We start from the raw sequence: 23,015 nt of genomic DNA on the forward strand, positions 1-23,015 counted from the left end.
TACAAAGTTAAAGGGACATAGTTTACACTTTTAAGATTCATAAATTACATGAAAAAGTAATTTATCATGGTCTGGAAAGCAAAAACTAAAATGGAACAAAAAGTAGAATTTATTCACGAATGGTTAACTCAAAAGTACACCATCACAGAACTTTGTAGGTCATTTAATATATCTCGACCTACCGCTTACAAGTTGATTTCTAGGTATGAAAAAATGGGACTATCGGGATTAATTGAGCAAGAAAGAGCTCCAATTAATCACCCCAACAGAACCAATCATAAAGTTGAAGATTCAATCTTAAAATTAAAAAATAAACACATGCTTTGGGGAGCGAAGAAAATTCGCATTTTGTTGTTTAAACAGTATACTGAAGAACTTATTCCAAGTGTGGTTACTGTTCACAACATCCTTTCTAAAAATGGCCTAGTTAAACCTCAAAAGCGAAGCAGAAGAGTCAAGCCTGTATTTCCCATTTTCGACCCTAAGAAATGTAATGAAGTTTGGAGCGCAGACTATAAGGGAAAGTTTTTAATGGGAAATAAAATATACTGCCATCCGCTCACTATTGCCGATTCAAAGAGTAGGTTTTTGTTTACAGCAAAAGGGCATTATAAAGAAAACTTTCTCTCTGTTAAGCAAGAGTTTACAAAGGTTTTTAGAAAGTATGGCATTCCTAAACAGATACATACCGACAACGGAAGTCCCTTTGGATCTGTAGCTGCTATTCAAAGATATACCAGGCTATCCTATTGGTTTATTGAATTGGGAATAGACCCGGTTTATTCCGACCCAGCACGACCAGACCAAAACGGAAGACACGAACGTATGCACCGTGATTTAAAGGCAGCTTGTGCCAAACCCTCATCATTTGATTTGAAGGCACAACAACGTAGCTTAAATCGGTTTGTAAAAGAATATAATCACATTAGACCTCATGAAGCTTTAGGAATGAAAACCCCCGCAGATTGCCATGATTTTTCTAATAGACCATACCCTGAGAAAATCTCAAAATATGATTACCCATCAAAAATGAAAGTGATGAAGGTATGCCAAAATGGAGCCATGCGGTGGAAGTCATATTATTGGGTATATTTAACTGCTGGACTTAAGGGAAAATACGTCGGTGCTGAAGATCAAGGAAATGGAATTTGGAGAGTATTTTATAGAGATGTATTTTTAGGTTATTTTAATGAAAATAAAATAAGAGATAAACAAGTATCAATTAGACTAAGTCAAAATCTAGTGTAAAGCATGTGACTTTAACTTTGTAAACTATGTGCCTTAACGAACATTTGAAAAAAACACTCGAAATAGAAATTAACGATTACGAAAAGCCGATTAAGGAATTAATTGGAAAGACAATTTCTGACGTGAATTATTACGAAATTGATTACGGAAACCATTGTGGAATGAAACTGAATTTCACTCATTGGATTACGGAATTGAAATAATATTATCGGATAAAAATGCTTACTATTTTGTTTGGGGAAATGAATTTACTCAATTTGATATTAAGTTTAGAAAGGGAAATATTTTATCTGAATTTAGTGCTGAAAATGGAGCTAAAAAATATAACGTAAAGGAAAATCAAAACTGGACGTAATTAATTGGAAAAAAAATAAGCGGAATTGAGAGTTATTGGTCATTTTGGAGTTTAATTAATGATAAAAAACGGAATTACTATCCACAAGACGTGCGAATTGAATTTGAGAATGGAAAAGAAATATGGATTTCAGCACTTGAAATTAAAGAAAATGGAGCAATTGGAATGCAAGACCATTTGACAATCGTATTTAATAAACAAACAGCGGAAAAATATAAAATAGGAATAAAAAACGTTGGGTAACACCGTGTATAATTAATTGCTTAGGCTAGTGCTTATCTGGAAAATTCCGCTGGAATTTTCTCTAGTCCGTTTTTGTTTACTAATTTAGTTGCTTAACCACGCAACTAACCATACACAATTCCGTTAGCACCAATAAAAAACACACAACTATGAAAAAATATTTTCTACTATTATTTCTTATTTCTTTTACAGTTTATTCGTTTGGACAAATTAAAGAAAGTCAAGCGATAGACAGCATTTTCACGGAATGGAATAAGACAGATGTCCCAGGATGTGCGTTAGGAATAATAAAAGAAGGAAAATTAATTTATGCCAAGGGATACGGAATGGCAAATATGGAATATGATATTCCGAACTCTGCTACTTCTGTGTTTAGAATCGGTTCAACTTCCAAACAGTTTACGGCTGCATCTATTGTGCTACTTGCAGAAAAAGACAAACTAAGTCTTGATGATAATTTGAAAAGTCTATTCCCTGATTTTCCTGATTATGCACAAAAGATTACAATTAGACATTTACTAAATCATACTAGCGGTATCAGAGATTACTTGCAAATTAGTTATCTAAAAGGATTGGGAGATGATGACTATTATACAGATGACAATGTTATGAAATGGCTAATAAATCAAACTGATTTAAACTTTGCACCTGGTGAAGAATATTTATACAGCAATTCTGGATATTGGCTTCTTGGTCAAATCGTAAAAAAGGTAGCAGGAATGAATATGGCAGAATTTGCGAAGAAAGAAATATTTGAGCCTCTTGCTATGAATAATACTCATTTTCATAATGACCATACGCAAATAGTAAAAAACAGAGCGTCTGGATACGTTCCTGATAATAACGAGAACTATAAAATCAGTATGACTACATTAGATATGATTGGTGATGGTGGAATATTTACTACAATAAATGATATAAAGAAATGGGATGACGCCTATTATGAGTCAGCTGTTTTAAGTAGAGAGTTTTGGAATGTGATGACACAACAAGGTGTATTAAACAATGGAGAAGTTATTGACTATGCTTCTGGTTTAATGATAAATAAATACAAAGGATTAAAAACTGTTAGACACGGAGGAGCTTTTGTTGGTTTTAGAGCGGAAATATTACGCTTTCCAGAACAAAAACTATCCATTGCAATATTTGCCAACAGAGGTGATGCCAATCCTTCAAGAATGGCTAATCAAGTTGCTGATATATTACTGAAAGACAAACTAATTGAAAACATTGATAAGAAAGATAAAAAAGTAAAGTTTGATGTTACAGAAGATGAATTTCAACTAAGCCAATTAATAGGTGATTATGAAATACAACCAGGTGTTGTTGCTCGATTATCTATCAAGAATGACTCATTAAATGTCCTACAAACTTGGGATAAATCAACTTATAATATTTTAAAAGTAAGTGGGAATACTTTCCAAATATCAGGAAATGAAAATTTAAGTTTTTCATTTTCTAATTTAAAAGATGGTTTTACACAAACGCTTAAAGTTTTACAAGGTGATAGTGAGACAATCGCAGCAAGAAAAAAAGAGATTGATACTTCAGGAATTAATTTAAAAGATTACGTAGGAAGTTATTATAGTAAAGAATTAGATGTGAATTATAATTTTGAAATAGAAAACGAAATTTTATTTGTTAGAATTGAAAATACATCATCTAATATTGAATGCATAATTAGTGACTTAGACCAATTTTCAACGGAACTAGGATTAGTAAGATTTCAAAGAAAAGATGGACTAATTTCAGGTTTTGAATTAGATTCAGGAAGAGTTAAAAATTTGAAGTTTAAAAAATAACTGGTGCTAATCGAGTAGACGGCTGACAGTGAAATAACTGCCAGTGCGCCTCTCACACCACCGTACATACGGGTCTCGTATACGGCGGTTCAAAAAATCGAAGTTTGCGTTCTATTCAGATAATCTATCATAGGTTTGTAGCCTTTTCGTTTTAATCTAGATAGGGTAATTGTAGTACCTAGTATAGGGCTTTGAGCTACTGCCCAGCCTCCCATTCGGGTTCTACTCCAAGCATACGCCTGACCTTTTTCTATTCCTAAACATATTAAATTCTTGCGTTTCCTGTCTGCTTTCTTCCAATGATGCCAGATGCAGTATCGCAGACGGTTGCGCAGCCATTCATCTAGCTTTTTAAGCTTTGTATAAATGTTTGTTAACCGATAATTGTTAAGCCATCCCCTACACACTTGTGTGAGTCTGCTTAATCGTTCTGATACCGATACTGGATTGGTTTTCTTGGTTAAAAGTTTTAGATTCCGTTTGAATTTTTTTCCCATCCACTTTTGCTTACTACAAGTTGATACTGTCCTTTTACACCTTTCTTATAAATGGGTACAAAGCCATGCCCTAGCAGTTCAAAATTTACTGGTCGACGTATCCCGCTTTTTGCTCGGTTTATAGGTAGGTGCAGTTTTTCTTTGAGAAAATTATACAGCTCGTTTCCTACTTGCTTTGCGGTTGTTTTAGATTTTGTGTAAATACTAAAATCGTCTGCATAACGCAAATAACGAAGACCTTGATTGCTAAGAAATTTATCTAAAACATCTAACATGATATTAGATAATAAAGGACTTAATGGACTTCCTTGTGGAATACCTTTTCGTCGTTTGACTAAGCGACCTTTTATAAGTATGGGCGCTCGTAACCATTTGCGGATTAATCGCAGGGTTACTGGACAATCTACCTTGTTGTAGACTAGTTGTAGTAATAGACTGTGATCTACTTCATCAAAGAATCCCTTTAAGTCGATATCTACAATGTCTTGGAAGCCATCATTGATGTATTCCTGTGCTTGTAATACCGCTTTTTGGGTATTCTTTTTAGGGCGAAAACCATAGCTAAATGGCTCGAATTCATATTCGAACTTGATCATTAGTATCTGGCTTACTGCCTGCTGTAAACACCTGTCTACTACGGTGGGGATACCTAAAAGACGGGGTTTGCCCTTCTTTTTGGGTATGGATACTCCTAAAATTGCTTCAGGTATATAGCCATTGGTGTGGATAGACGTGCTTATTCGGTCTCGATTTGCCCGTATATATAAGGGCAATTTTGAAACCAGCATACCGTCTACTCCACTCGCGCCTTTATTTTGCATCACTTTGTGCGCTGCTTTATAAAGGTTACTGGCTTTTAATACTGCTGCAATCATAAAATAAATAAAAAAAAATGTTTACTTCTGTTGGCTTAAGATTAGGCTAGCAAAGCCTCCTAATCGAATTTCAACTTGATTTAATGTTCCGTCCTTCCCTAATGGTGAGACCTATGCCTATCTGATGGCAACTCGTTTCCTGTAGGTACTATGACTTCTGCTGACTTCTCCATTATGCCAGCTCGTGGTTATGGAGACCTCCCCAGGTAATGGCATCTTCTTTCACTCAATTCCTGCCGTATCTACATACTTACCCTTTTGGTACTCTTAGGGCGTTACAATGATGTGCTTGCTTACCCAAGTAAATATGCCTCTGTATACGGTTTCTGTTCGTCAGTACCGAGTTTTGTAGTCTCGCTTTCTTCAGATGTAACCTCACGATTACCACCCTTGCGACTTACTAATGCTTCCAGACGTTACTCCAGCGCATAAGGGACTTGCACCCTATAGATTAATAACTTACTTTACAGTAAGGTAAAGATGCCCATACTGGGCACACACAACGTATATAAAAAATAGGCGAATTGGTGCTAAATTCAAGGGTTTTGGCTCGTATCAGACTTTGTGCTTAACCGAAAGTTTTGTGCTTCGTAATCGCCTACTTTCCATATACAAACCGTTGTACACCATATGAAAAAAGCATTTGTAATCATATTAACCTTAATCGGATTTTTAGCATTTGGACAAGAAAATAAACTTGACCGAATTGAAAACGAAGTGAAGTTTATAGAAATGGATTCTTCTTTGGTGCAAACTGAATTTGACTGGGTTGAACTTACTGGAATTATTACAGATGGTGGCGGAATTTTAAAAGTTTGGCGGAATGAAAATCAGATTTATAAAATAGTTGAGGAAATCGGACTTTCTTACGGACGAATAAAAACAACTATTTATCTGAATAACGGATTGCCGATACAAATAATTGAAACGGAAGAAAACTTTGGACACGAAAACGGAGAACTTAATTACAAAGAACTCAACGAAGTCTTTAGAGCAACTATTTATGTGTTTGATTGGGATAATGATGAGAGTGAAATAGAACGAATTGGAAAAAGAGTTTTAAGCGAAGGTTCGTGTTCAACCTTTGATTATGAGCCGACAATTGAGCGTGCTAAAAAAACAATTACGGAATAATAAATACGGTGTACAACAATGGCTATAATTAATACGGGTTTCGGTGCTTAACTCAAAGTTTAATGCTTTAAAGGAAGTCCGCCAAATCTTTTTGATTTGGCTTTAGAAATAAAAAGATAAAACAAAATAAAAAGATTTGGCTATGTGCTTAATCGGAAATTAATCGCTTTTTAATTCCCGTACTAACCATAGCCGAGACGTTAGTAGCCATTTGAAAAAAAATATTGCATTAAAATTAGAAGTTGATAAAATCAAAAAAATTGTATATTTAGAACAACGTAAGTCATTCGCTTAAAGAGGTAAAGCTTCAATTACGAACGAGTATTAGGTTTAAAATGATTACCCAAAGGGAATATTTCGCGCCCCAGCTTTTGTAAAGTTGGATAATTTCATAAATAACAAAATTATGAAAAATGTATTTTTTGCACTAGCCTTTATGCTAGTAGGAACGTTTGCTTTTGCAAACAATGCTGAAAAAGTAAAAACAGTAAACTTGGAAGAGGCAATTGAATTAATTGAAAGCTCTTCAAGTTATGAATTAGTCGAAAAAGAATCGTTAGTTGATTGTTTGTTGACAATTACGTTTATTTTTGAGGATGGTAGCTCAACTACTAGAACAGTCCTTGTAAGAGGTGTAAGCTGTGCTGAAATTCTTGAGTAAGGTATTAAACAAGACCTCTTTTCAATAAATATTGAAAAGAGGTCTTTAATTTTTAAAAAAAATGAAGAAATTAATTTATCTATTATTGTTCTGCCCATTAGTGAGTTTATCTCAGTCATATATTATTGAGTACGATGTTTCCCTAAACGTTTTAAGAAGAAGTGGATATTTAATTGTTAACAATACAGAAGAATCATTTTATTATGAAACAATGATTGAAGAAAAAAATGAAAATAAAAAAAAAGATGAAGATGAGACTGTGAATAAAACATTCTTTTTAGGAAAAAGCAAAAACCGCAAAAGATACCAATTGTATAAAAACCAAAAAGACACTTTATTTAATGTAGATTATCTAGAAGATGAAAAGATAATAAATTATGAGAAGTTCCCTAGAATTGATTGGCAAATTAAAAATGAAACTAAAAAAATAGAAGACTATATTTGTAATAAGGCTACTACATTTTTTAGAGGTAGAAATTATACAGCTTGGTATTCTACAGATATACCCATTAAATTAGGACCTTGGAAATTTAACGGTTTACCAGGCGCTATCTTACAAATTTATGATGAGACTGGTTCATTTTCTTGGTCAATTACCAAAATCAAACAAGTAAAAACTGAAGAAAAATTTATAATAGAAAATGATTTAAAAATAATTTCTCTAAGAGAGTTTGTTGAAAAAAATGAAAAATCTAAAAACTCAAAAACCGATAGAATGATGTTAAAATTTGTTAATAGAGGATCAGAAGTGGTAAAAAGTGAATATAACAGAGGAAGAGAAACTAAATTTGAATGGGAAATAGAAGAAACAAAAAAAGATTAAACTTTAGTTTAACAATAATCGTTTTTTTTCTTCTTCAAAATCTATCCTTGGCTCAAACTACTATTTATGGTTCAATTAGAGATAGTTCTACTAATTTAAATTCAGTTAGCGTTATTTTGAAAGATAGTTTATCAAAAAGTATTTTTGGTTACACATATTCTGATGATAAAGGAAACTTTATTCTTAAAACTGAAAAGCTAGGTAAATTCAAATTAATATTTACCTCATTAGGTTATGAACATAAAACCATTTCATTAGACATAAATAAAGAACAAAAGGAACTAAAATTTGATATTGTTTTAGTGGATAAACCAATGGATTTAGATGAAGTTATAATTAAGGCAGATTTGCCTATGTCTATAAAACAAGATACCATTTCCTTTAAAACCAAATTTTTTACAAATGGTACAGAGCAAACTGTTGAGGAACTTTTAAAAACTATTCCCGGCATTAATATAAATGATGACGGCACAATAAAAATTGGTAATCAAGAAATTGAAAAATTAATGGTAGATGGCGATGACCTTTTTGAAAAAGGATATAAAATTCTGTCTAAAAATATGCCAGCATATCCTATTGAAGAAGTTGAAGTTTTAAAGAATTATTCCAATAATCCATTGTTAAAAGGTGTTGAAGAAAGCAACAAAGTCGCTTTAAATTTAAAACTAGATGAAAATTCTAAACGTATTTGGTTTGGTAATATTGAGACAAGTGTAGGAAACAATAATTTCTATCAACTGAAAGGAAATTTGATGAACTTTGGCAAAAAAAATAAATACTATTTTTTTACCAATCTTAATTCTATTGGTTATGATGCCACAGGCGACATAGAAAATTTGGTACGCCCTTTTCGTATTAATGAACCAGCAAGTATTGGAGATAATCAAAGTGTGAATTCACTTCTTAATTTATCACCAGACAATCTAAATTTCAAGCAAAATAGAACCAATTTTAACAACGCTGAATTAATATCACTAAACGCTATATTTAACCCAACCGAAAAATTAAAAATTAAAACCCTAGGATTTTTTAATTGGGACGAAACTGACTTTTTTAGAAATAGTATTGATGTTACAGATGTTAATGGTACAAATTTTACTAATACTCAAAACCTTGAACTAAGAAACAAAAATAGAGTTGCTTTTGGCAAACTAGATTTCACTTACAATATTTCTAAAACCAAAATGCTAGAGGCTACTACAAAATATAACAACGGAAACTTCAATGATAATTCTAATTTAATTTTTAATGGAAATTCAACCATTGAAAATCTACAACATCAAAACACACTTTTTGACCAAAAAATAAGCTATACCAATAGATTTAAAGACAAAAAAGTCTTTCTTCTGACCATACGATATATTGATGAAAAAACACCGCAAAACTATGCTGTAAATCAATTCTTTTATCAAGATTTATTTCCGTCTTTTAATAGCGCAAATAACGTATCTCAACAAAGTACAAATCAAATGCAATTTACAGGAATTAATTCACATTTACTAGACCGTAAAACAAATGGTCATTTATTAGAACTTCAAATTGGTAATGAATACAGAAAAGATAAATTATCAACCACGTTTTCACTTTTACAAGATAATTTAGTTTTAGACAATCCAACGGATTACCAAAACCAAACAGCATATCAGGTTAATGATTTATATCTTAAAAGTAAATACCGTTTAAACATTAATGATTTTGGAATTGTTGGTAAGCTAAACGTCCATCAACTATTTAATCAACTAGAGAACAATGGAATTATAAGTAATCAAAGTCCATTTTTTGTTAATCCAAGCTTGGGTTTAGATTGGAAGATTAACGCTAACAACAAAATAATTTCTTCTTATTCCTATAACAACACAAATGCAAGAGCACAAGATGTATTTAGTGATTTTGTGCCTACAGGTTTTCGCTCATTCGCCAAAGGAACAGGAGATTTTAATCAATTAGATGCTTCAAGTTTTGTTTTCAACTATCAACTTGGGAACTGGAGCGATAGATTTTTTGCGAATACATTTATTTTATATAGTAAAAATCACGATTTCTTTTCAACAAACACAACTTTAAATCAAAACTTCACACAAGCTGAAAAAATACTAATCCAAGACCGTGAGTTTATAAGTGTTAATTCTAAATTAGACTATTATTTTAAATTTATTTCTTCAAATTTAAAAATTGACTTAGGCTATACTCAAAGTGAATTTAAAAATATTGTAAATAATTCAGATTTAAGACAAGTAAAGTCTAATAATTATAATTACGGTTTAGAACTGCGTTCTGGTTTTAGTGGTATTTTTAATTATCATATCGGTACAAAATGGAGTACAACGGAAATAGAAACTACTATTAATAATTCATTTACTGACAACGTTAGTTTTTTAGATTTATATTTAGTGCTTAATGAAAAGCTAGATTTTCAATTACAATCAGAACGCTATTATTTTGGAAATTTACAAACAGATAATACCTATTACTTTTTAGATTTTGATGCGAGATATAAACTAATTGAAAATAAACTGACTTTAGGTATTACTGGTAAAAACTTGTTCAATACAGAAAGTTTTAGAAATTTCTCAATAAGCGATATTGGAAGTTCAACTACGGAATATAGACTACTGCCAAGATTTGTACTTTTGAAATTGGAATATAAGTTTTAAAATTGGAGCGAAAAAACGGCTACTAACAACGTATATATTTCATAGCTAGGTAGCTGATTAATAGAAGTTAAGGTATATTTGCCAGACCGCCAAATTTTTAAATTTGGCTTATTAATAAAAAAAGATAATAAGAAAAATTTAAAAATTCGGCTCGTGCTTCATCCGAAAATAATTGCTAATTTTCACGCTACGAGCCATATACAGAGACGTTGCCAGTAATTTGAAAATGACCGAACTATTAAAGAAATATTTAGTTATTAAATGGTGGATTCCACTTCTGTTTTTTGGAATATCTTTCATTATTTTTATAACTGGAATGGTATTTCCAAATACTGATTTTGGGTTTAATTTATTTGCTTTTTCTGTTCTGATATTATTAATCTCATCTATTTGGCAAATAATCAAAGGTAAAAAAATGATTGGTTTTGCGCTATTATCAACTTCATTAACACCAATTTTCGCTCTTGGATTTATGGTTTATCTATTTGCAGGAACGATGAACAAACCTGATGAAAAATTAGCTTCAGAAAGAATTGAGCCACTTATCAGAGAAAAAACTGATTTGACCATTCCGAATGACTTTGAGATTTTGGAAAATTTAATCGAACATACAGAAGGAGCTTTTGACTCTGATTATTCAATCGGACTTAAATTTAAATACCAAGAATCCGAAGAAAAACATATTACGGAGCAAATTCACAACGGAATAAAATCTAAATCTGAAAAAGGAATTTGGAAACGTAATTTAAGCGGATTTGACTTTGAACATAACGGAAACGAAATTAATAGAGCCGAACCGTTTTATTTTAAAGTAGACACTTTATCGAATACAATTGAACTGAATTTAATGCATTTATGAATAAAAAACTACTGGCAACACCGTGTATAATTAATGGCTGGTTCTCGCCTACTTACGAAAATCCTCGCGGATTTTCTATTCGGTTTTTATTTGCTAAATTAGGTGCTTAAACACGCCACTAATCATACACAATCACGTTACCAGCAAGCTAAAAAAAATGTTGAACTACGATAAAATATTTCTGATTGGAGAATCACATTCGAACAGACCTTTCCGAGGAGTAATCGAGAATTTTGACTTTGCCGAACCTGAAATTTCTAGAGGAGAAAAAAACTTGACCGAAATTGTTCCTGTCAAACATTCAATGGGAGGAAAAACACTTTATGATCTTATTTGGACAACTAACGCATTCCCTTTAATTGTCAGTGAAAGAATAATTGAACTATTTAAATCAAACTCAATTACTGGATGGAAAACTTATGATGTTACCATTCATTCTAAAAAGGACGAATTAATTGACCATAAATATTACGGATTGATTATAACAGGACGTTGTGGATATAGAGATTATTCGACGAGTTCAATCGTCATGGACACAATTGGAATAACGACAGAACCTCATTCAAAAGGATATTATTTTAAACATGACTTTTGGGATGGTTCGGATTTATTTATGTGCAATCCAGATGAAAAAGGACAAACGAGTATGTTTAGGTTTTGCACCGAAAAAGTAGTAGAACTACTAAAAAAAGAGAAAATAAAGAACATTTCGTTCGAAAAAATCACTGACTTTACAATGTCAATTTCTTTATATAACATAAAGTTGACTGAAAAGCAGAAAATGGAAATGGAAAAGTTAAAAGCCGGCAGGTAACACCGTATATAATTTATTGCTTGCTTCTCGCCTACTTTCGAAAATACTCGCGGATTTTCTATTCAGTTTTTATTTACTAAATTAGTTGCTTAACCACGCAACAAACCATATACCAAACGTTACCTGCAAGCTGAAAAAAAATCCGAACTAAAAAGAATAATTGTATTTTGTAAGAAAAAATAAATGGCTTTAAACTTCTCGAAAAATGGAAAGTATAGCAATACTTTAGAAATCCATTATTATTTTGATGACAAATCGCATTCTATGAACGCCAATGTTCAAAACAGGTGCGAATATGAAGTACTCGGAATTATTAAAGAAGTATCACGACTTTTTGCTGTTGACATTACAATAGAAACTGAACCAATAGCAAATGGCGGATTAAAAAAATGGCTAAAGGTTGTAAATAAAGGAGAAAATAAATCCGCAACCATTTCAACAGCAGTAATAGTTGCATTTCTAACAGTTTTATTAACTACACCAATTGCCCAAGTAACAGAAAATTTAATTGACAAAATTTTTGAAGACACAGAATTTATTGAAGGAGAGAAAGAAAAACAAAAATTAGAAATTGAAGAACTGAAAAGAAATGCCCTAAAAGATGCTCAAGAAATTGAGAACAACAATCTGATTAAGAAAAAGAAATCTAATTTTTACGAAACGTTAGAAAATTATCCTAAAGTCAAAAAAGTATCTTATACAATAACAGATGACGATAAAGAAACTGTTATAGAGGAAAGATTTGTCACTAAACAAGAGTTTAAAAAATATATTTTAGTATCTGATGACTTAGAACCTTTGGAAATTGAAGAAGCAGAAATTGAAATAATATCACCTGTTCTGAAAAAAGGAAAGTATAAGTGGACAGGTTATTATAAAGGAGAACCTATTTCATTTTATATGAAATCAAACGAATTTAAAACGCTCGTTCAAAACGGACAAATTGAATTTAAAAATGGTTCGTCTATAAATTGTTTCTTAAATATTAGAAAAAAAGTTAATAATGAAGGAATTGAAACAATTGTTGGATACGATGTACTTCGAGTTAATTTATACTTTCAAAATGAAAAACCAATAGAAACGAGCGAAGGAAAAAAACATAGAAAGAAAAAAGAGGCTGATGAAAGCCAATTTGACCTTTTTGAATAGAGCAAAGAATGATTATCGTGCGGAAAGCCTGCAGGTAACAATGTATATAAAACATAGCTATTAAAGGCTTTACCAAAGGTTTTTGTGTGTTTGCGAAGACCGCCAAATTTAAAAATTTGGCTTTTAGTAAAATAAAGAGAAAAAGAAAAATTTAAAAATTCGGCTCGTGTATAATCCGAAACAATAGCGTTTATTTACACGCTACGTTTCATATACTAGACGTTGTGCACAACTTTGGTACGGTAAAGGGACATCCTTTACAAAGTTAAAGGGACATAGTTTACACTTTTAAGATTCATAAATTACATGAAAAAGTAATTTATCATGGTCTGGAAAGCAAAAACTAAAATGGAACAAAAAGTAGAATTTATTCACGAATGGTTAACTCAAAAGTACACCATCACAGAACTTTGTAGGTCATTTAATATATCTCGACCTACCGCTTACAAGTTGATTTCTAGGTATGAAAAAATGGGACTATCGGGATTAATTGAGCAAGAAAGAGCTCCAATTAATCACCCCAACAGAACCAATCATAAAGTTGAAGATTCAATCTTAAAATTAAAAAATAAACACATGCTTTGGGGAGCGAAGAAAATTCGCATTTTGTTGTTTAAACAGTATACTGAAGAACTTATTCCAAGTGTGGTTACTGTTCACAACATCCTTTCTAAAAATGGCCTAGTTAAACCTCAAAAGCGAAGCAGAAGAGTCAAGCCTGTATTTCCCATTTTCGACCCTAAGAAATGTAATGAAGTTTGGAGCGCAGACTATAAGGGAAAGTTTTTAATGGGAAATAAAATATACTGCCATCCGCTCACTATTGCCGATTCAAAGAGTAGGTTTTTGTTTACAGCAAAAGGGCATTATAAAGAAAACTTTCTCTCTGTTAAGCAAGAGTTTACAAAGGTTTTTAGAAAGTATGGCATTCCTAAACAGATACATACCGACAACGGAAGTCCCTTTGGATCTGTAGCTGCTATTCAAAGATATACCAGGCTATCCTATTGGTTTATTGAATTGGGAATAGACCCGGTTTATTCCGACCCAGCACGACCAGACCAAAACGGAAGACACGAACGTATGCACCGTGATTTAAAGGCAGCTTGTGCCAAACCCTCATCATTTGATTTGAAGGCACAACAACGTAGCTTAAATCGGTTTGTAAAAGAATATAATCACATTAGACCTCATGAAGCTTTAGGAATGAAAACCCCCGCAGATTGCCATGATTTTTCTAATAGACCATACCCTGAGAAAATCTCAAAATATGATTACCCATCAAAAATGAAAGTGATGAAGGTATGCCAAAATGGAGCCATGCGGTGGAAGTCATATTATTGGGTATATTTAACTGCTGGACTTAAGGGAAAATACGTCGGTGCTGAAGATCAAGGAAATGGAATTTGGAGAGTATTTTATAGAGATGTATTTTTAGGTTATTTTAATGAAAATAAAATAAGAGATAAACAAGTATCAATTAGACTAAGTCAAAATCTAGTGTAAAGCATGTGACTTTAACTTTGTAAACTATGTGCCTTAACGAACACTTTAGACACACCTGAAATAAATATTGAAAAATGAATAACATACTTAAATATCTACTCATTTTCTGTCTTACTATTTCTTTTTTTTCTTGCAATTTTAATCATAAAACTGACCCCGACCACAAGCTAACAGAAGCAAGTCCCTGGACCCATCTTGATTTTAAAGATCAAACAAAGGATTTTAATTTTGCAATTGTTAGTGATAATTCTGGAGGACGCAGACCAGGAGTATTTGAAGACGCAATTCAAAAATTAAATAAACTGAAACCCGAATTTGTGATATCTGTAGGCGATTTAATTGACACAAAAGACTTTAAGTTGGATTCAACAAAATTTGACGATAAACTAATTAAAGAAAGATGGCTAGAATTTAACAATATCACTAAACAACTAAAAGTTCCTTTTTTCTATGTAGCTGGAAACAATGATCTTCGTAATAGTAAAATGGAAGCTCATTGGATTAAACAATTTGGATCTACATATTATCATTTTAAACATAAGACTGCTTTATTCATTGTTTTGAACTCTGAAGACAAACCAGGAAGTGAATATGGAGAAATAAGTGAACATCAAATGAATTGGCTTAAAACGACCTTAAAAGAGAATGCTTCTGCAAGTTGGACTTTCATTTTTCTTCATCGACCAATGTGGCTTTATGAAAACAATAAGGATTGGAAAAAAATAGAAGAACTAACTAAGAATAGAGCATTAACCGTTTTTGCTGGTCATCATCACACTTATTCCAAAGCTACAGCAAATGGTCACAACTATTATGGATTAGCAACAACTGGCGGAGCGAGTACACTAGAATTTGAAAAAGGCCAATTTGATCATATTTCTTGGGTCTCTGTTAGTGATAGTATTCCACAGATTAGCAATATATTATTGAATGGAATATGGGGAGATAATCCTTCTAGTATTGAAAAAAAATAGACAATATAAGCAGTGCACAACACCGTATATAATTTATTGCTTGTTCTAGCTTACTTACGAAAATTCCGCTGGAATTTTCTATCTGTGATTTGTTTACTAAATTAGTTGCTTCAACACGCAACAAACCATATACCAAACGTTCTACGCAATTTGAACAGACTAACCGAAGTAAGTAATTCACTCAATGAAAAGGACTATTTACTAAATGATGCTTTAACCCAAAATTAAAATGAATTAGTTTAGAATTTAACTAATCAGAAAAAATGAATTTTTACAAATCTTTACTAACCATATTCTGTTTTCTATTGAGTGTCAAAGCAATATCTCAAAACGAATTTCAAAGAAAAGAACTAAATGAAAAATATTCTTGGAATAACTCATCCCAAAATGAACGGAATAAATACTATTTCGGAATTGATTCTTTAAACCATTCAACTTCAGAATATCATTTTCGTTATGAGAAATCAAGTCAAATAATTGACTTATATAGTGATAACGGAATCGACTTTAAAGGCCAATTAATAAATATAATTCAAGAAAATAAAACAATAAAAACTGATTACGGAAAAGATTCTCGTGCTTTTAATTATCTATTTGAGAAAAAAGAAATTTCAATTTCAGAGGCGACAAAAGCAGGACAATTAATTTTGACTGAAAAATCATATTCCATACCAACAGACAGTTTAATCAATAATTGGAGTTCTGGATGGTCTGATTGTGGTGCGATAACATTTGATTATAAAGTCAAAACAAATTTCCATCACAAATCGTATACCTGTGCAAAGAATCAAAAAGACAGTTTGGATTTTGTTGTTAAAATAAAAAAAACAACAGATACTTTACAAGAAATACTTGGCTTAAAGAAAGCCTATGATAATTTCAAAAGTCGGCTTCCAAAAGGGAAATCATACACATTAGATGGTTGGATTAATATGTATATAATGACTGACAAACAAGGCGAAGGTTGGAGAAATGGGAAACCAATTAGAGATTACAAAAAATCAATCAAAGATACAATAGACAACTATTTAGAATATAAACTCAATGAATTAATTCCAAACTCGACAGAACTGAATTGTTACGATGACTATAGTTTAACTTTTTCAAAAAATGGTAAACTGAAAAATATGAAAGTTGATATGGGATTTTGGGAAAGACTTTCTGATAAAGACTATAAAAAATGTAAACGGATTTTAAAAAAGGCTTTTAGAGAGATAAAAATCGATTTCGTTGACCCAAAATATGAATTTAGCCGAGAATTAAGTTTCGGACAAAAAGGAATTTATATTTACGACAGAATGGTATATTGAATAAAAAACTGCGTAGAACACCGTGTATAATTAATGGCTAGTTCGAGCTTGCTTACGAAAATCCTATCGGATTTTATATTCGGTTTTTATTTGCTAAATTAGGTGCTTAAACACGCCACTAACCATACACAATTCCGTTGTACACCATATGAAAAAAGCATTCGTAACCATATTAACCTTAATCGGATTTTTAGCATTTGGACAAGAAAATAACCTTGACCGAATTAATAACGAAGTGAAATCTATTGAATCGGATTCAACTCTTATAAAGACTGAATTTGATTGGGTGGAACTGACTGGAATTACTACAGATGGAGGCGGAATTTTAAAAGTTTGGCGGAATGAAAAACAGATTTGTAAAATAGTTGAGGAAATCGGACTTTCTTATGGGAGAATAAGAACAACTATATATTTGAAAAATGGAATTCCAATCAAAATACTCGAAACAGAAGAAAACTTTGGACACACAAATGACGGACTGAATTATGAGGAATTAAACGAAGTATATCGAGAAATAATTTACGTTTTTGATTGGAAAAATGACAATGCCAAAATAAAACGAACAGGAAAACGGAATATGAGCGAAGCAAGTTGCTCAATGTATGAATTGACTGAATCTGTAATGGAAAGAGCAAAAAAAGCAACAGCGGAATAAAAAAATACGGTGTACAACACGGTATATACTTAATGCTTTAGGTCTGTGCTAAACAGAGAGTTCAGGCTTATTTATAAAGTCCGCAAAATTTTCAGTTTTGCGTTAAAATTGGAAAGATAAAATTAAAAATTTCGCTAAGTGCTAAATCGAAAATTATTGTATTTTTAACAAGCACTAAGCATATACCAACACGTTATGCACAAGCTGAAAAAAAATCCCGCTAACCAAAAAAATGATTGATTTATTAAAAAAATATTCTATACTACTAATAATAGGAATAGTTCTTTCCCGAATTTTGGCTGGACTAATTCTTATTATTTTTCCAAATATATTGGCATCTGAATTTGCTGATGGCGGAACTTCGACTTTAAGTGCTGGTTATTTGAGTGATGGACTTGAACATTTATTTAATATTCTTGTTATAATCATTTTAGCAAAAGATATGAAAAAGGAAAAAATAAATTCACCACTCATTCTAATAATGACTTTTTTCTTTGCATTTATAGGTGTTATTTTCTTTCTATTAACAGTTGCGAGTAATAAAGTCATTAAACCTCAAATTGAACTGAATGAATAAACTTTTGAAAATACTGAATAAATATATTGCATTATTGATAGTGAGTTCTCTATTTAGTATAGTTTGGCAATATGTGATAAGTGACATTTTTGCTTCAAATGATTTTGAATTATTTAATTCGATAAAATCTATATCCAAATATGTTGACTATTTTATACGCATAATAATTACTGTGTTGTTAATATTTGATTTTAAGAAACATAAACTGAATCATATAATTCTGACTTGTATTTCTGCATTAGTATATCCTTTATTGGGAATTGTAATACTATCGTTACTATTATTGGAAAAATGGAAAGAAAAAGCCAGTGCATAACAACGTATATAGCTCATAGCTAGGTATTTGCTTAATCGAAGTTAAGGCATATTTGCGAGTCCGCCAAATTTTTAAATTTGGCTTATTAGTAAAAAAAAGATAATAAGAAAAATTTAAAAATTCGGCTCGTGCTTCATCCGAAAATAATTGTTTAATTTGCACGCTACGAGCCATATACAGAGACGTTCTACACCATTTGAAAAAAACATTCGTCATAGCAATATCATTTATTCTAATTTCATTCAATTCTTGCAAAAAAGAAAAGAGTGAACAGAATAACACTCTCGTGGAACAAACTGAAATTGAAACCGAAGAGAGATATTATTTTGATTGCAAAAAACAATTAATAAACGGAAATGAATATGAAGCTTGCATAAAACGTCCGGGAATATTTACTGTGAAAAATTCAAACGGACAAGTGATTTATAGTCACGAAGACAATCCATTTGATTTTAAATTTACTGATTTTAATGGAGATGGATATTTTGATATTTTAATGAATTACGTTTCAAATTCACCAGGAACTCAAGAATTGATTTTGTTTAATATAAAAACTAATGAATTTGATGCTGTTGAATTTTTTAACAGCTATCCAAGTTCGAAAAGAATTAAGGAATCAAACCTCTATTATTCCTATCACGGAAGTGGATGTGCTGATAATGATTGGGGAAGCGAATTATATAGGTTAACGGGAACAAGTATAACCTTGATTGGAAAAATAAAAGGGTTAGGTTGTTTAGAAAATGACACAAACGGAATTTACATTTACAAAGTAAATGGAACTGACGAAAAATTATTAAATTACACGAAAAGAGAACAAGGATATTGGAAAGGAAAATATGAATTCATAGATAAATATTGGACTGAAAACACCAATAAATTCGAGTAAAAAACGGTGTAGAACAACGTATATAGCTCATAGCTAAATAGTTGATTAATCGAAGTTAAGGTATATTTGCCAGACCGCCAAATTTTTAAATTTGGCTTATTGATAAAAAAAGGTAATAAGAAAAATTTAAAAATTCGGCTCGTGTTCAATCCGAAACTAATTGTTTAATTTGCACGCTACGAGCCATATACAGAGACGTTATGCACAATTAGAAAACCGACAATGAGAATATTATTTACAACCATTTTACTTCTATTAATTCTCACTTCTTGTCAATCGCAAGAAAGTCAAGTTGATAATACAAAACCATTATACGGAGAAGTTAAAAAAAACAAAGAACATAAAGAAATAGACAAAGATTTTATTCAAGATTGCTTAAATCAGTTTGGCTCAATTGACAGTTCAGTTAATGTTCAAATCGACAATGCTTGGAGATACTTTTATAATAATGATTTGGAAACAGCAATGAAAAGATTTAACCAAGCTTGGCTATTAAATCCTGAATTTCCAGACTCATATTTTGGATTTGCTTCACTCTTAGAAATGCAAGACAAGACAAAAGAAGCAAACCGATTTTACAAAATAGGATTAGAAAAGGATGTGAAAAATGAAAGAGCCGAAATATGCTATCAACGAATTGCCGATTGTAAAGAACAACTTAATGATATTAAAGGAACAATTAAAGCCTACGATAAAATAACAAAAATAAATCCGAGAAATTCTTTTGCTTATAAGAAAATAGGCTATTTCCAAATGCAATCAAAAAAAGCAGAGGAAGCTATACTTGCATATGACAAAGCAATTGAACTTGACTCAAAAGACGCTATGACTTTCAACAATAGAGCCTACTTGAATCAAACTTTAGGAAATTATCAATTAGCAATTGATGACTATTCAAAAGCAATAGAATTGAATCCCAATTATATTAGTTCTTTAGTAAATAGAGGAATTACAGAAATGGAATTAAATGAATTTGAAAAAGCGCAATTGGACTTTGAGAAATGTGTTGTTCTTGACCCAAAATCAGGAGAGTTATGGAGATTTTTAGGACTTGCGAAATTGAACTTAAATAAGTTTCCGGAAGCCTGTAGAGACTTTAGAAAAGCATTAGAATTAGGTGATAAAAACGTAGTTCAATTGATAAAAGAAAACTGTGAAAAATAAATAAAAGTGCATAACAAAGTATAAAAATAATAGCCGAAACAATAGTAAATATGAGCATTGTAGCTCGCATAAACATTAGTAGTGAATTGAAAAATTCTACTTCCGAAATCGGCTACTATTCTTATACCAACCGTTGTGCTCAAGCTAAAAAAAATCGTTAAACATCAAAGTTCGGTTTTTGAAAATAACATATAGATTTACGAAATGATTAAATTATAACTTATAAAAACTAATTTTTTGCTGAATATGGAAAATTCCAAATCAAAAATAATCAAGAAGATTGCTGAGGAAATTGATTGCGGATTTGACTGTTATTATAATCCAAAAAATGAAGAGATAATCACAATTCCAAATCTTGGACAAGTAAATGACGAGGAAGAATTTCAAGATGCTTTTAGTGCGGAATTAAAAAAAGTAAAGCAAAATAAAGCGGAATTTATAAAATTTGGGGTTTTAGAAAGTTATCAATCGTTTAAAATAATGGAGCTTTTTACTCACCAAATTGATAATGTAGAGTTGCAATCGGAATTAGAAATTATTTTACAAAAAAGAAAGCCTTTTCAAAATTTTAAGCACGTAATAGACAATTCAGATTATAGAAAAAAATGGTTTGATTTTAAAAAAGCTGAACTCGAAATAATAGTAGAAACGGAATTAGAGCGCAGATAGCCAGAGCACAACAAAGTATATAATCAATGCGGGAGTAGTTGCTTAATTAAAAGTAAAGGTATATTTGGAAGTCGCCGAATTTTTACAAATCCGACTTTTAATACAAAGAAAGAATAAAAAGCGGAATTTGTAAAAATCAGCTTGTGCTCTTCCGAATGGCTTTTGCCATTCTTCATCCGCACTGCTCATATACAAAGCGTTGTGCAACATATGAAAAAACATCCTACGAAATTTATAATCTGCTGTTTAATGGTGTTTGTGCATATGCAGATAAGCGCACAAGTGAATGATATGGAAACTAAAATAAATGAAATATTTTTTGGACTTAATCTAAATCAAAGTCCTGAAAATATAACCAAAGAATCTAAATTCGAATTCAAATATTCAATAACCCAAAGTATTGGCGGAAATCATCACACCTACTCAACAGAAATATATGAATTACCGATTTTAAATACCAAAATCAAAAAATCAGACTTCCGTATAAGTTACGATGAAATGGAATTAGAATATGGAACTTTCGAAACTATACTTGTTTTGAGATTTGAAAATGAATATGACCAAATAGACGAATACGAGAAGTTGGTAGCGGATTATGAAAAATACAGTTCGAAAACTTTGATTGAAACAACTCAAAATGAAGATTACGAAACTAAATCCCAAGTTGTAGTTTATCAAATTAACAAGGAAATTGAAATACCGAAAATCAGTTTTTACTTTGACCAATCAAATGACGGAGAATATCCTTTAGTTATTTCGTTTTCTACCAGCTGGAAAATGAAGAAAATACAGGAATTACACAAGAAAAAACAATAGCAAAAATACGTTGCACAACAACGTATATAGCTCATAGCTAGGTAGTTGTTTAATCGAAGTTAAGGTATATTTGCGAGTCCGCCAAATTTTTAAATTTGGCTTATTAATAAAAAAAGACCTACCTGCCGGCAGGCAGGTAATAAGAAAAATTTAAAAATTCGGCTCGTGCTTCATCCGAAAGTAATTGTTTAATTTGCACGCTACGAGCCATATACAGAGACGTTGTACACAATATAAAAAACAACATTCTGCTAATTAAAAAGTAGTAAGAAAAGACCATTTTAAGAAACATTGTGCTATAAAAGTTTTCAGAATATTTTGGGAAGGCGTCCCGTAAGAGTATAAAATTTTCCAGCCACATCTGCCCTTCTTAAAATTTTATACACTTACTAATTTAGTCCTTCGATTGAACATTTTTTGGATTACGCAAAAAACTAAATCACTTCCTTAAATTTAATAATGTTCTCTGATTTCTGTTTTAAGAATAGTTTACGAGCAGCTTCTGTGTAAAAATGATGATTGTCTAAAAATTTCAAATTTAAATTGAGCCATTCTTCGTCGGTAAAAGTCATATCTAAAAAATTTGACCATTCTTCACGCAAAAGTTTGTTTTGAGTTAAAAATGTTTTCTTTCCTAAATGACCCAAATCTGCATCGCAAATAATTTCTTCCAGAAGTGTTGTTGGCTCTCTGTTAATTTCAGTCGCTAAAATTATGTTCTCAATAATTCGGATTTTTGCTTCGAGATAGTTTTCTTTTTCTAAAAAACTTCGAGCAATGGAACAACTCAACATTTCGTGTTGTTTACTTGTTTCCATATTTCCAACGTCGTGAAAATAAGCAGAAATTAAAACGATTTCAGTTTCTTCATCGCTAATTTTGGATTTAATCGCAATCATTTCAGCATTATGAACAACGTTTAAAGTATGCTGATAATTATGGAATTGTAATGATTTGCACCTGCTTTTATTCAGCAAATCTCGGCAATGTTTTCTAACGTTATTTATCAATTCAGTATTCATTAA

Annotated in this window: 23 protein-coding genes; 20 read left to right on the plus strand and 3 right to left on the minus strand. The window is 31.3% G+C overall.

Annotated elements, in window-relative coordinates; all coding sequences use genetic code 11:
* The first annotated feature begins 66 nt into the window (after positions 1-66).
* The 4 genes from F0365_RS14015 to F0365_RS14030 all read left to right on the plus strand — a co-directional run bounded on the left by F0365_RS14015 (position 67) and on the right by F0365_RS14030 (position 3,648).
* Complete coding sequence (locus F0365_RS14015) at positions 67-1,248, plus strand: integrase core domain-containing protein (RefSeq protein ID WP_169934273.1); 1,182 nt, start codon at positions 67-69, stop codon at positions 1,246-1,248.
* A gap of 181 nt (positions 1,249-1,429) precedes the next feature.
* Positions 1,430-1,603 (plus strand): hypothetical protein, encoded by a 174-nt coding sequence (locus F0365_RS14020; protein ID WP_169934274.1) that lies wholly within the window; start codon positions 1,430-1,432, stop codon positions 1,601-1,603.
* Between the two features lie 90 nt (positions 1,604-1,693).
* Positions 1,694-1,846, plus strand: a complete 153-nt coding sequence (locus tag F0365_RS14025; RefSeq protein ID WP_169934275.1) for a hypothetical protein — start codon at positions 1,694-1,696, stop codon at positions 1,844-1,846.
* A 149-nt stretch (positions 1,847-1,995) separates the two neighbouring features.
* Positions 1,996-3,648, plus strand: coding sequence for a serine hydrolase domain-containing protein (locus tag F0365_RS14030; protein WP_169934276.1), 1,653 nt, complete (start codon positions 1,996-1,998; stop codon positions 3,646-3,648).
* 89 nt (positions 3,649-3,737) lie between these two features.
* Here the strand turns inward: F0365_RS14030 and F0365_RS16590 are convergent, their stop codons facing one another.
* On the minus strand, positions 3,738-4,145 hold the full coding sequence (locus F0365_RS16590) for a group II intron maturase-specific domain-containing protein (RefSeq protein ID WP_240961682.1): 408 nt from the start codon (positions 4,143-4,145) through the stop codon (positions 3,738-3,740).
* Positions 4,118-5,020, minus strand: a complete 903-nt coding sequence (locus F0365_RS14035) for a reverse transcriptase domain-containing protein (RefSeq protein WP_240961684.1) — start codon at positions 5,018-5,020, stop codon at positions 4,118-4,120. Before F0365_RS14035 ends, F0365_RS16590 begins: the two co-directional genes overlap by 28 nt.
* A gap of 630 nt (positions 5,021-5,650) precedes the next feature.
* Between F0365_RS14035 and F0365_RS14040 the strand changes: the two genes are divergently transcribed.
* The 16 genes from F0365_RS14040 (at position 5,651) to F0365_RS14115 (ending at position 21,990) form a co-directional block, all read left to right on the plus strand.
* A complete protein-coding gene (locus F0365_RS14040) occupies positions 5,651-6,154 on the plus strand; it encodes a hypothetical protein (RefSeq protein WP_169934277.1) in 504 nt (167 codons plus the stop codon).
* A 406-nt stretch (positions 6,155-6,560) separates the two neighbouring features.
* Entirely contained in the window at positions 6,561-6,815 is a 255-nt protein-coding gene (locus F0365_RS14045; protein ID WP_169931760.1) for a hypothetical protein, read from the plus strand.
* 61 nt (positions 6,816-6,876) lie between these two features.
* Positions 6,877-7,638 (plus strand): GLPGLI family protein, encoded by a 762-nt coding sequence (locus F0365_RS14050; protein WP_169934278.1) that lies wholly within the window; start codon positions 6,877-6,879, stop codon positions 7,636-7,638.
* On the plus strand, positions 7,608-10,292 hold the full coding sequence (locus F0365_RS14055; RefSeq protein WP_169934279.1) for a carboxypeptidase-like regulatory domain-containing protein: 2,685 nt from the start codon (positions 7,608-7,610) through the stop codon (positions 10,290-10,292). Before F0365_RS14050 ends, F0365_RS14055 begins: the two co-directional genes overlap by 31 nt.
* 226 nt (positions 10,293-10,518) lie before the next feature.
* Entirely contained in the window at positions 10,519-11,151 is a 633-nt protein-coding gene (locus F0365_RS14060; RefSeq protein ID WP_169934280.1) for a hypothetical protein, read from the plus strand.
* 157 nt (positions 11,152-11,308) lie between these two features.
* On the plus strand, positions 11,309-11,965 hold the full coding sequence (locus F0365_RS14065; RefSeq protein ID WP_169934281.1) for an imm11 family protein: 657 nt from the start codon (positions 11,309-11,311) through the stop codon (positions 11,963-11,965).
* 183 nt (positions 11,966-12,148) lie between these two features.
* Positions 12,149-13,114, plus strand: coding sequence for a hypothetical protein (locus F0365_RS14070; RefSeq protein WP_169934282.1), 966 nt, complete (start codon positions 12,149-12,151; stop codon positions 13,112-13,114).
* A gap of 324 nt (positions 13,115-13,438) precedes the next feature.
* On the plus strand, positions 13,439-14,620 hold the full coding sequence (locus tag F0365_RS14075; RefSeq protein ID WP_169934273.1) for an integrase core domain-containing protein: 1,182 nt from the start codon (positions 13,439-13,441) through the stop codon (positions 14,618-14,620).
* A 74-nt stretch (positions 14,621-14,694) separates the two neighbouring features.
* Positions 14,695-15,594 carry a metallophosphoesterase family protein gene (locus tag F0365_RS14080; RefSeq protein WP_028873229.1) on the plus strand — a complete coding sequence of 300 codons (900 nt, stop codon included), beginning with the start codon at positions 14,695-14,697 and terminating at the stop codon, positions 15,592-15,594.
* A gap of 263 nt (positions 15,595-15,857) precedes the next feature.
* The gene (locus tag F0365_RS14085) at positions 15,858-16,904 is read left to right on the plus strand and encodes a hypothetical protein (RefSeq protein ID WP_169934283.1); all 1,047 of its coding nucleotides are present in this window, start codon (positions 15,858-15,860) and stop codon (positions 16,902-16,904) included.
* Positions 16,905-17,052: 148 nt separating this feature from the next.
* Positions 17,053-17,559: a hypothetical protein gene (locus F0365_RS14090; protein WP_169934284.1), complete on the plus strand. Its 507-nt coding sequence runs from the start codon at positions 17,053-17,055 to the stop codon at positions 17,557-17,559.
* A 232-nt stretch (positions 17,560-17,791) separates the two neighbouring features.
* Positions 17,792-18,136, plus strand: a complete 345-nt coding sequence (locus F0365_RS14095; protein WP_169934285.1) for a hypothetical protein — start codon at positions 17,792-17,794, stop codon at positions 18,134-18,136.
* Positions 18,137-18,738: 602 nt separating this feature from the next.
* Positions 18,739-19,341 (plus strand): hypothetical protein, encoded by a 603-nt coding sequence (locus F0365_RS14100; protein ID WP_169934250.1) that lies wholly within the window; start codon positions 18,739-18,741, stop codon positions 19,339-19,341.
* A gap of 222 nt (positions 19,342-19,563) precedes the next feature.
* Positions 19,564-20,505 (plus strand): tetratricopeptide repeat protein, encoded by a 942-nt coding sequence (locus F0365_RS14105; protein WP_169934286.1) that lies wholly within the window; start codon positions 19,564-19,566, stop codon positions 20,503-20,505.
* A 246-nt stretch (positions 20,506-20,751) separates the two neighbouring features.
* Positions 20,752-21,174, plus strand: coding sequence for a UPF0158 family protein (locus tag F0365_RS14110; protein WP_169934287.1), 423 nt, complete (start codon positions 20,752-20,754; stop codon positions 21,172-21,174).
* 210 nt (positions 21,175-21,384) lie between these two features.
* Entirely contained in the window at positions 21,385-21,990 is a 606-nt protein-coding gene (locus F0365_RS14115; RefSeq protein WP_206071284.1) for a hypothetical protein, read from the plus strand.
* A gap of 434 nt (positions 21,991-22,424) precedes the next feature.
* Here F0365_RS14115 and F0365_RS14120 read toward each other — a convergent pair whose 3' ends face one another.
* Positions 22,425-23,012: an HD domain-containing protein gene (locus F0365_RS14120; RefSeq protein ID WP_169934289.1), complete on the minus strand. Its 588-nt coding sequence runs from the start codon at positions 23,010-23,012 to the stop codon at positions 22,425-22,427.
* Positions 23,013-23,015: the final 3 nt, after the last annotated feature.

The sequence above is a fragment of the Nonlabens sp. Ci31 genome, from assembly GCF_012974865.1.
In the GTDB taxonomy this organism is placed as follows: Bacteria; Bacteroidota; Bacteroidia; order Flavobacteriales; family Flavobacteriaceae; genus Nonlabens.

What these genes read in the sequence shown, in the direction of transcription:
- F0365_RS14015 (WP_169934273.1), top strand. Translation starts at nt 67, where the DNA reads ATGGTCTGGAAAGCAAAAACTAAAATGGAACAAAAAGTAGAATTTATT.
- F0365_RS14030 (WP_169934276.1), top strand. Translation starts at nt 1,996, where the DNA reads ATGAAAAAATATTTTCTACTATTATTTCTTATTTCTTTTACAGTTTAT.
- F0365_RS16590 (WP_240961682.1), bottom strand. Translation starts at nt 4,145, where the DNA reads ATGGGAAAAAAATTCAAACGGAATCTAAAACTTTTAACCAAGAAAACC.
- F0365_RS14035 (WP_240961684.1), bottom strand. Translation starts at nt 5,020, where the DNA reads ATGATTGCAGCAGTATTAAAAGCCAGTAACCTTTATAAAGCAGCGCAC.
- F0365_RS14040 (WP_169934277.1), top strand. Translation starts at nt 5,651, where the DNA reads ATGAAAAAAGCATTTGTAATCATATTAACCTTAATCGGATTTTTAGCA.
- F0365_RS14045 (WP_169931760.1), top strand. Translation starts at nt 6,561, where the DNA reads ATGAAAAATGTATTTTTTGCACTAGCCTTTATGCTAGTAGGAACGTTT.
- F0365_RS14050 (WP_169934278.1), top strand. Translation starts at nt 6,877, where the DNA reads ATGAAGAAATTAATTTATCTATTATTGTTCTGCCCATTAGTGAGTTTA.
- F0365_RS14055 (WP_169934279.1), top strand. Translation starts at nt 7,608, where the DNA reads ATGGGAAATAGAAGAAACAAAAAAAGATTAAACTTTAGTTTAACAATA.
- F0365_RS14060 (WP_169934280.1), top strand. Translation starts at nt 10,519, where the DNA reads ATGACCGAACTATTAAAGAAATATTTAGTTATTAAATGGTGGATTCCA.
- F0365_RS14065 (WP_169934281.1), top strand. Translation starts at nt 11,309, where the DNA reads ATGTTGAACTACGATAAAATATTTCTGATTGGAGAATCACATTCGAAC.
- F0365_RS14070 (WP_169934282.1), top strand. Translation starts at nt 12,149, where the DNA reads ATGGCTTTAAACTTCTCGAAAAATGGAAAGTATAGCAATACTTTAGAA.
- F0365_RS14075 (WP_169934273.1), top strand. Translation starts at nt 13,439, where the DNA reads ATGGTCTGGAAAGCAAAAACTAAAATGGAACAAAAAGTAGAATTTATT.
- F0365_RS14080 (WP_028873229.1), top strand. Translation starts at nt 14,695, where the DNA reads ATGAATAACATACTTAAATATCTACTCATTTTCTGTCTTACTATTTCT.
- F0365_RS14085 (WP_169934283.1), top strand. Translation starts at nt 15,858, where the DNA reads ATGAATTTTTACAAATCTTTACTAACCATATTCTGTTTTCTATTGAGT.
- F0365_RS14090 (WP_169934284.1), top strand. Translation starts at nt 17,053, where the DNA reads ATGAAAAAAGCATTCGTAACCATATTAACCTTAATCGGATTTTTAGCA.
- F0365_RS14095 (WP_169934285.1), top strand. Translation starts at nt 17,792, where the DNA reads ATGATTGATTTATTAAAAAAATATTCTATACTACTAATAATAGGAATA.
- F0365_RS14105 (WP_169934286.1), top strand. Translation starts at nt 19,564, where the DNA reads ATGAGAATATTATTTACAACCATTTTACTTCTATTAATTCTCACTTCT.
- F0365_RS14110 (WP_169934287.1), top strand. Translation starts at nt 20,752, where the DNA reads ATGGAAAATTCCAAATCAAAAATAATCAAGAAGATTGCTGAGGAAATT.
- F0365_RS14115 (WP_206071284.1), top strand. Translation starts at nt 21,385, where the DNA reads ATGAAAAAACATCCTACGAAATTTATAATCTGCTGTTTAATGGTGTTT.
- F0365_RS14120 (WP_169934289.1), bottom strand. Translation starts at nt 23,012, where the DNA reads ATGAATACTGAATTGATAAATAACGTTAGAAAACATTGCCGAGATTTG.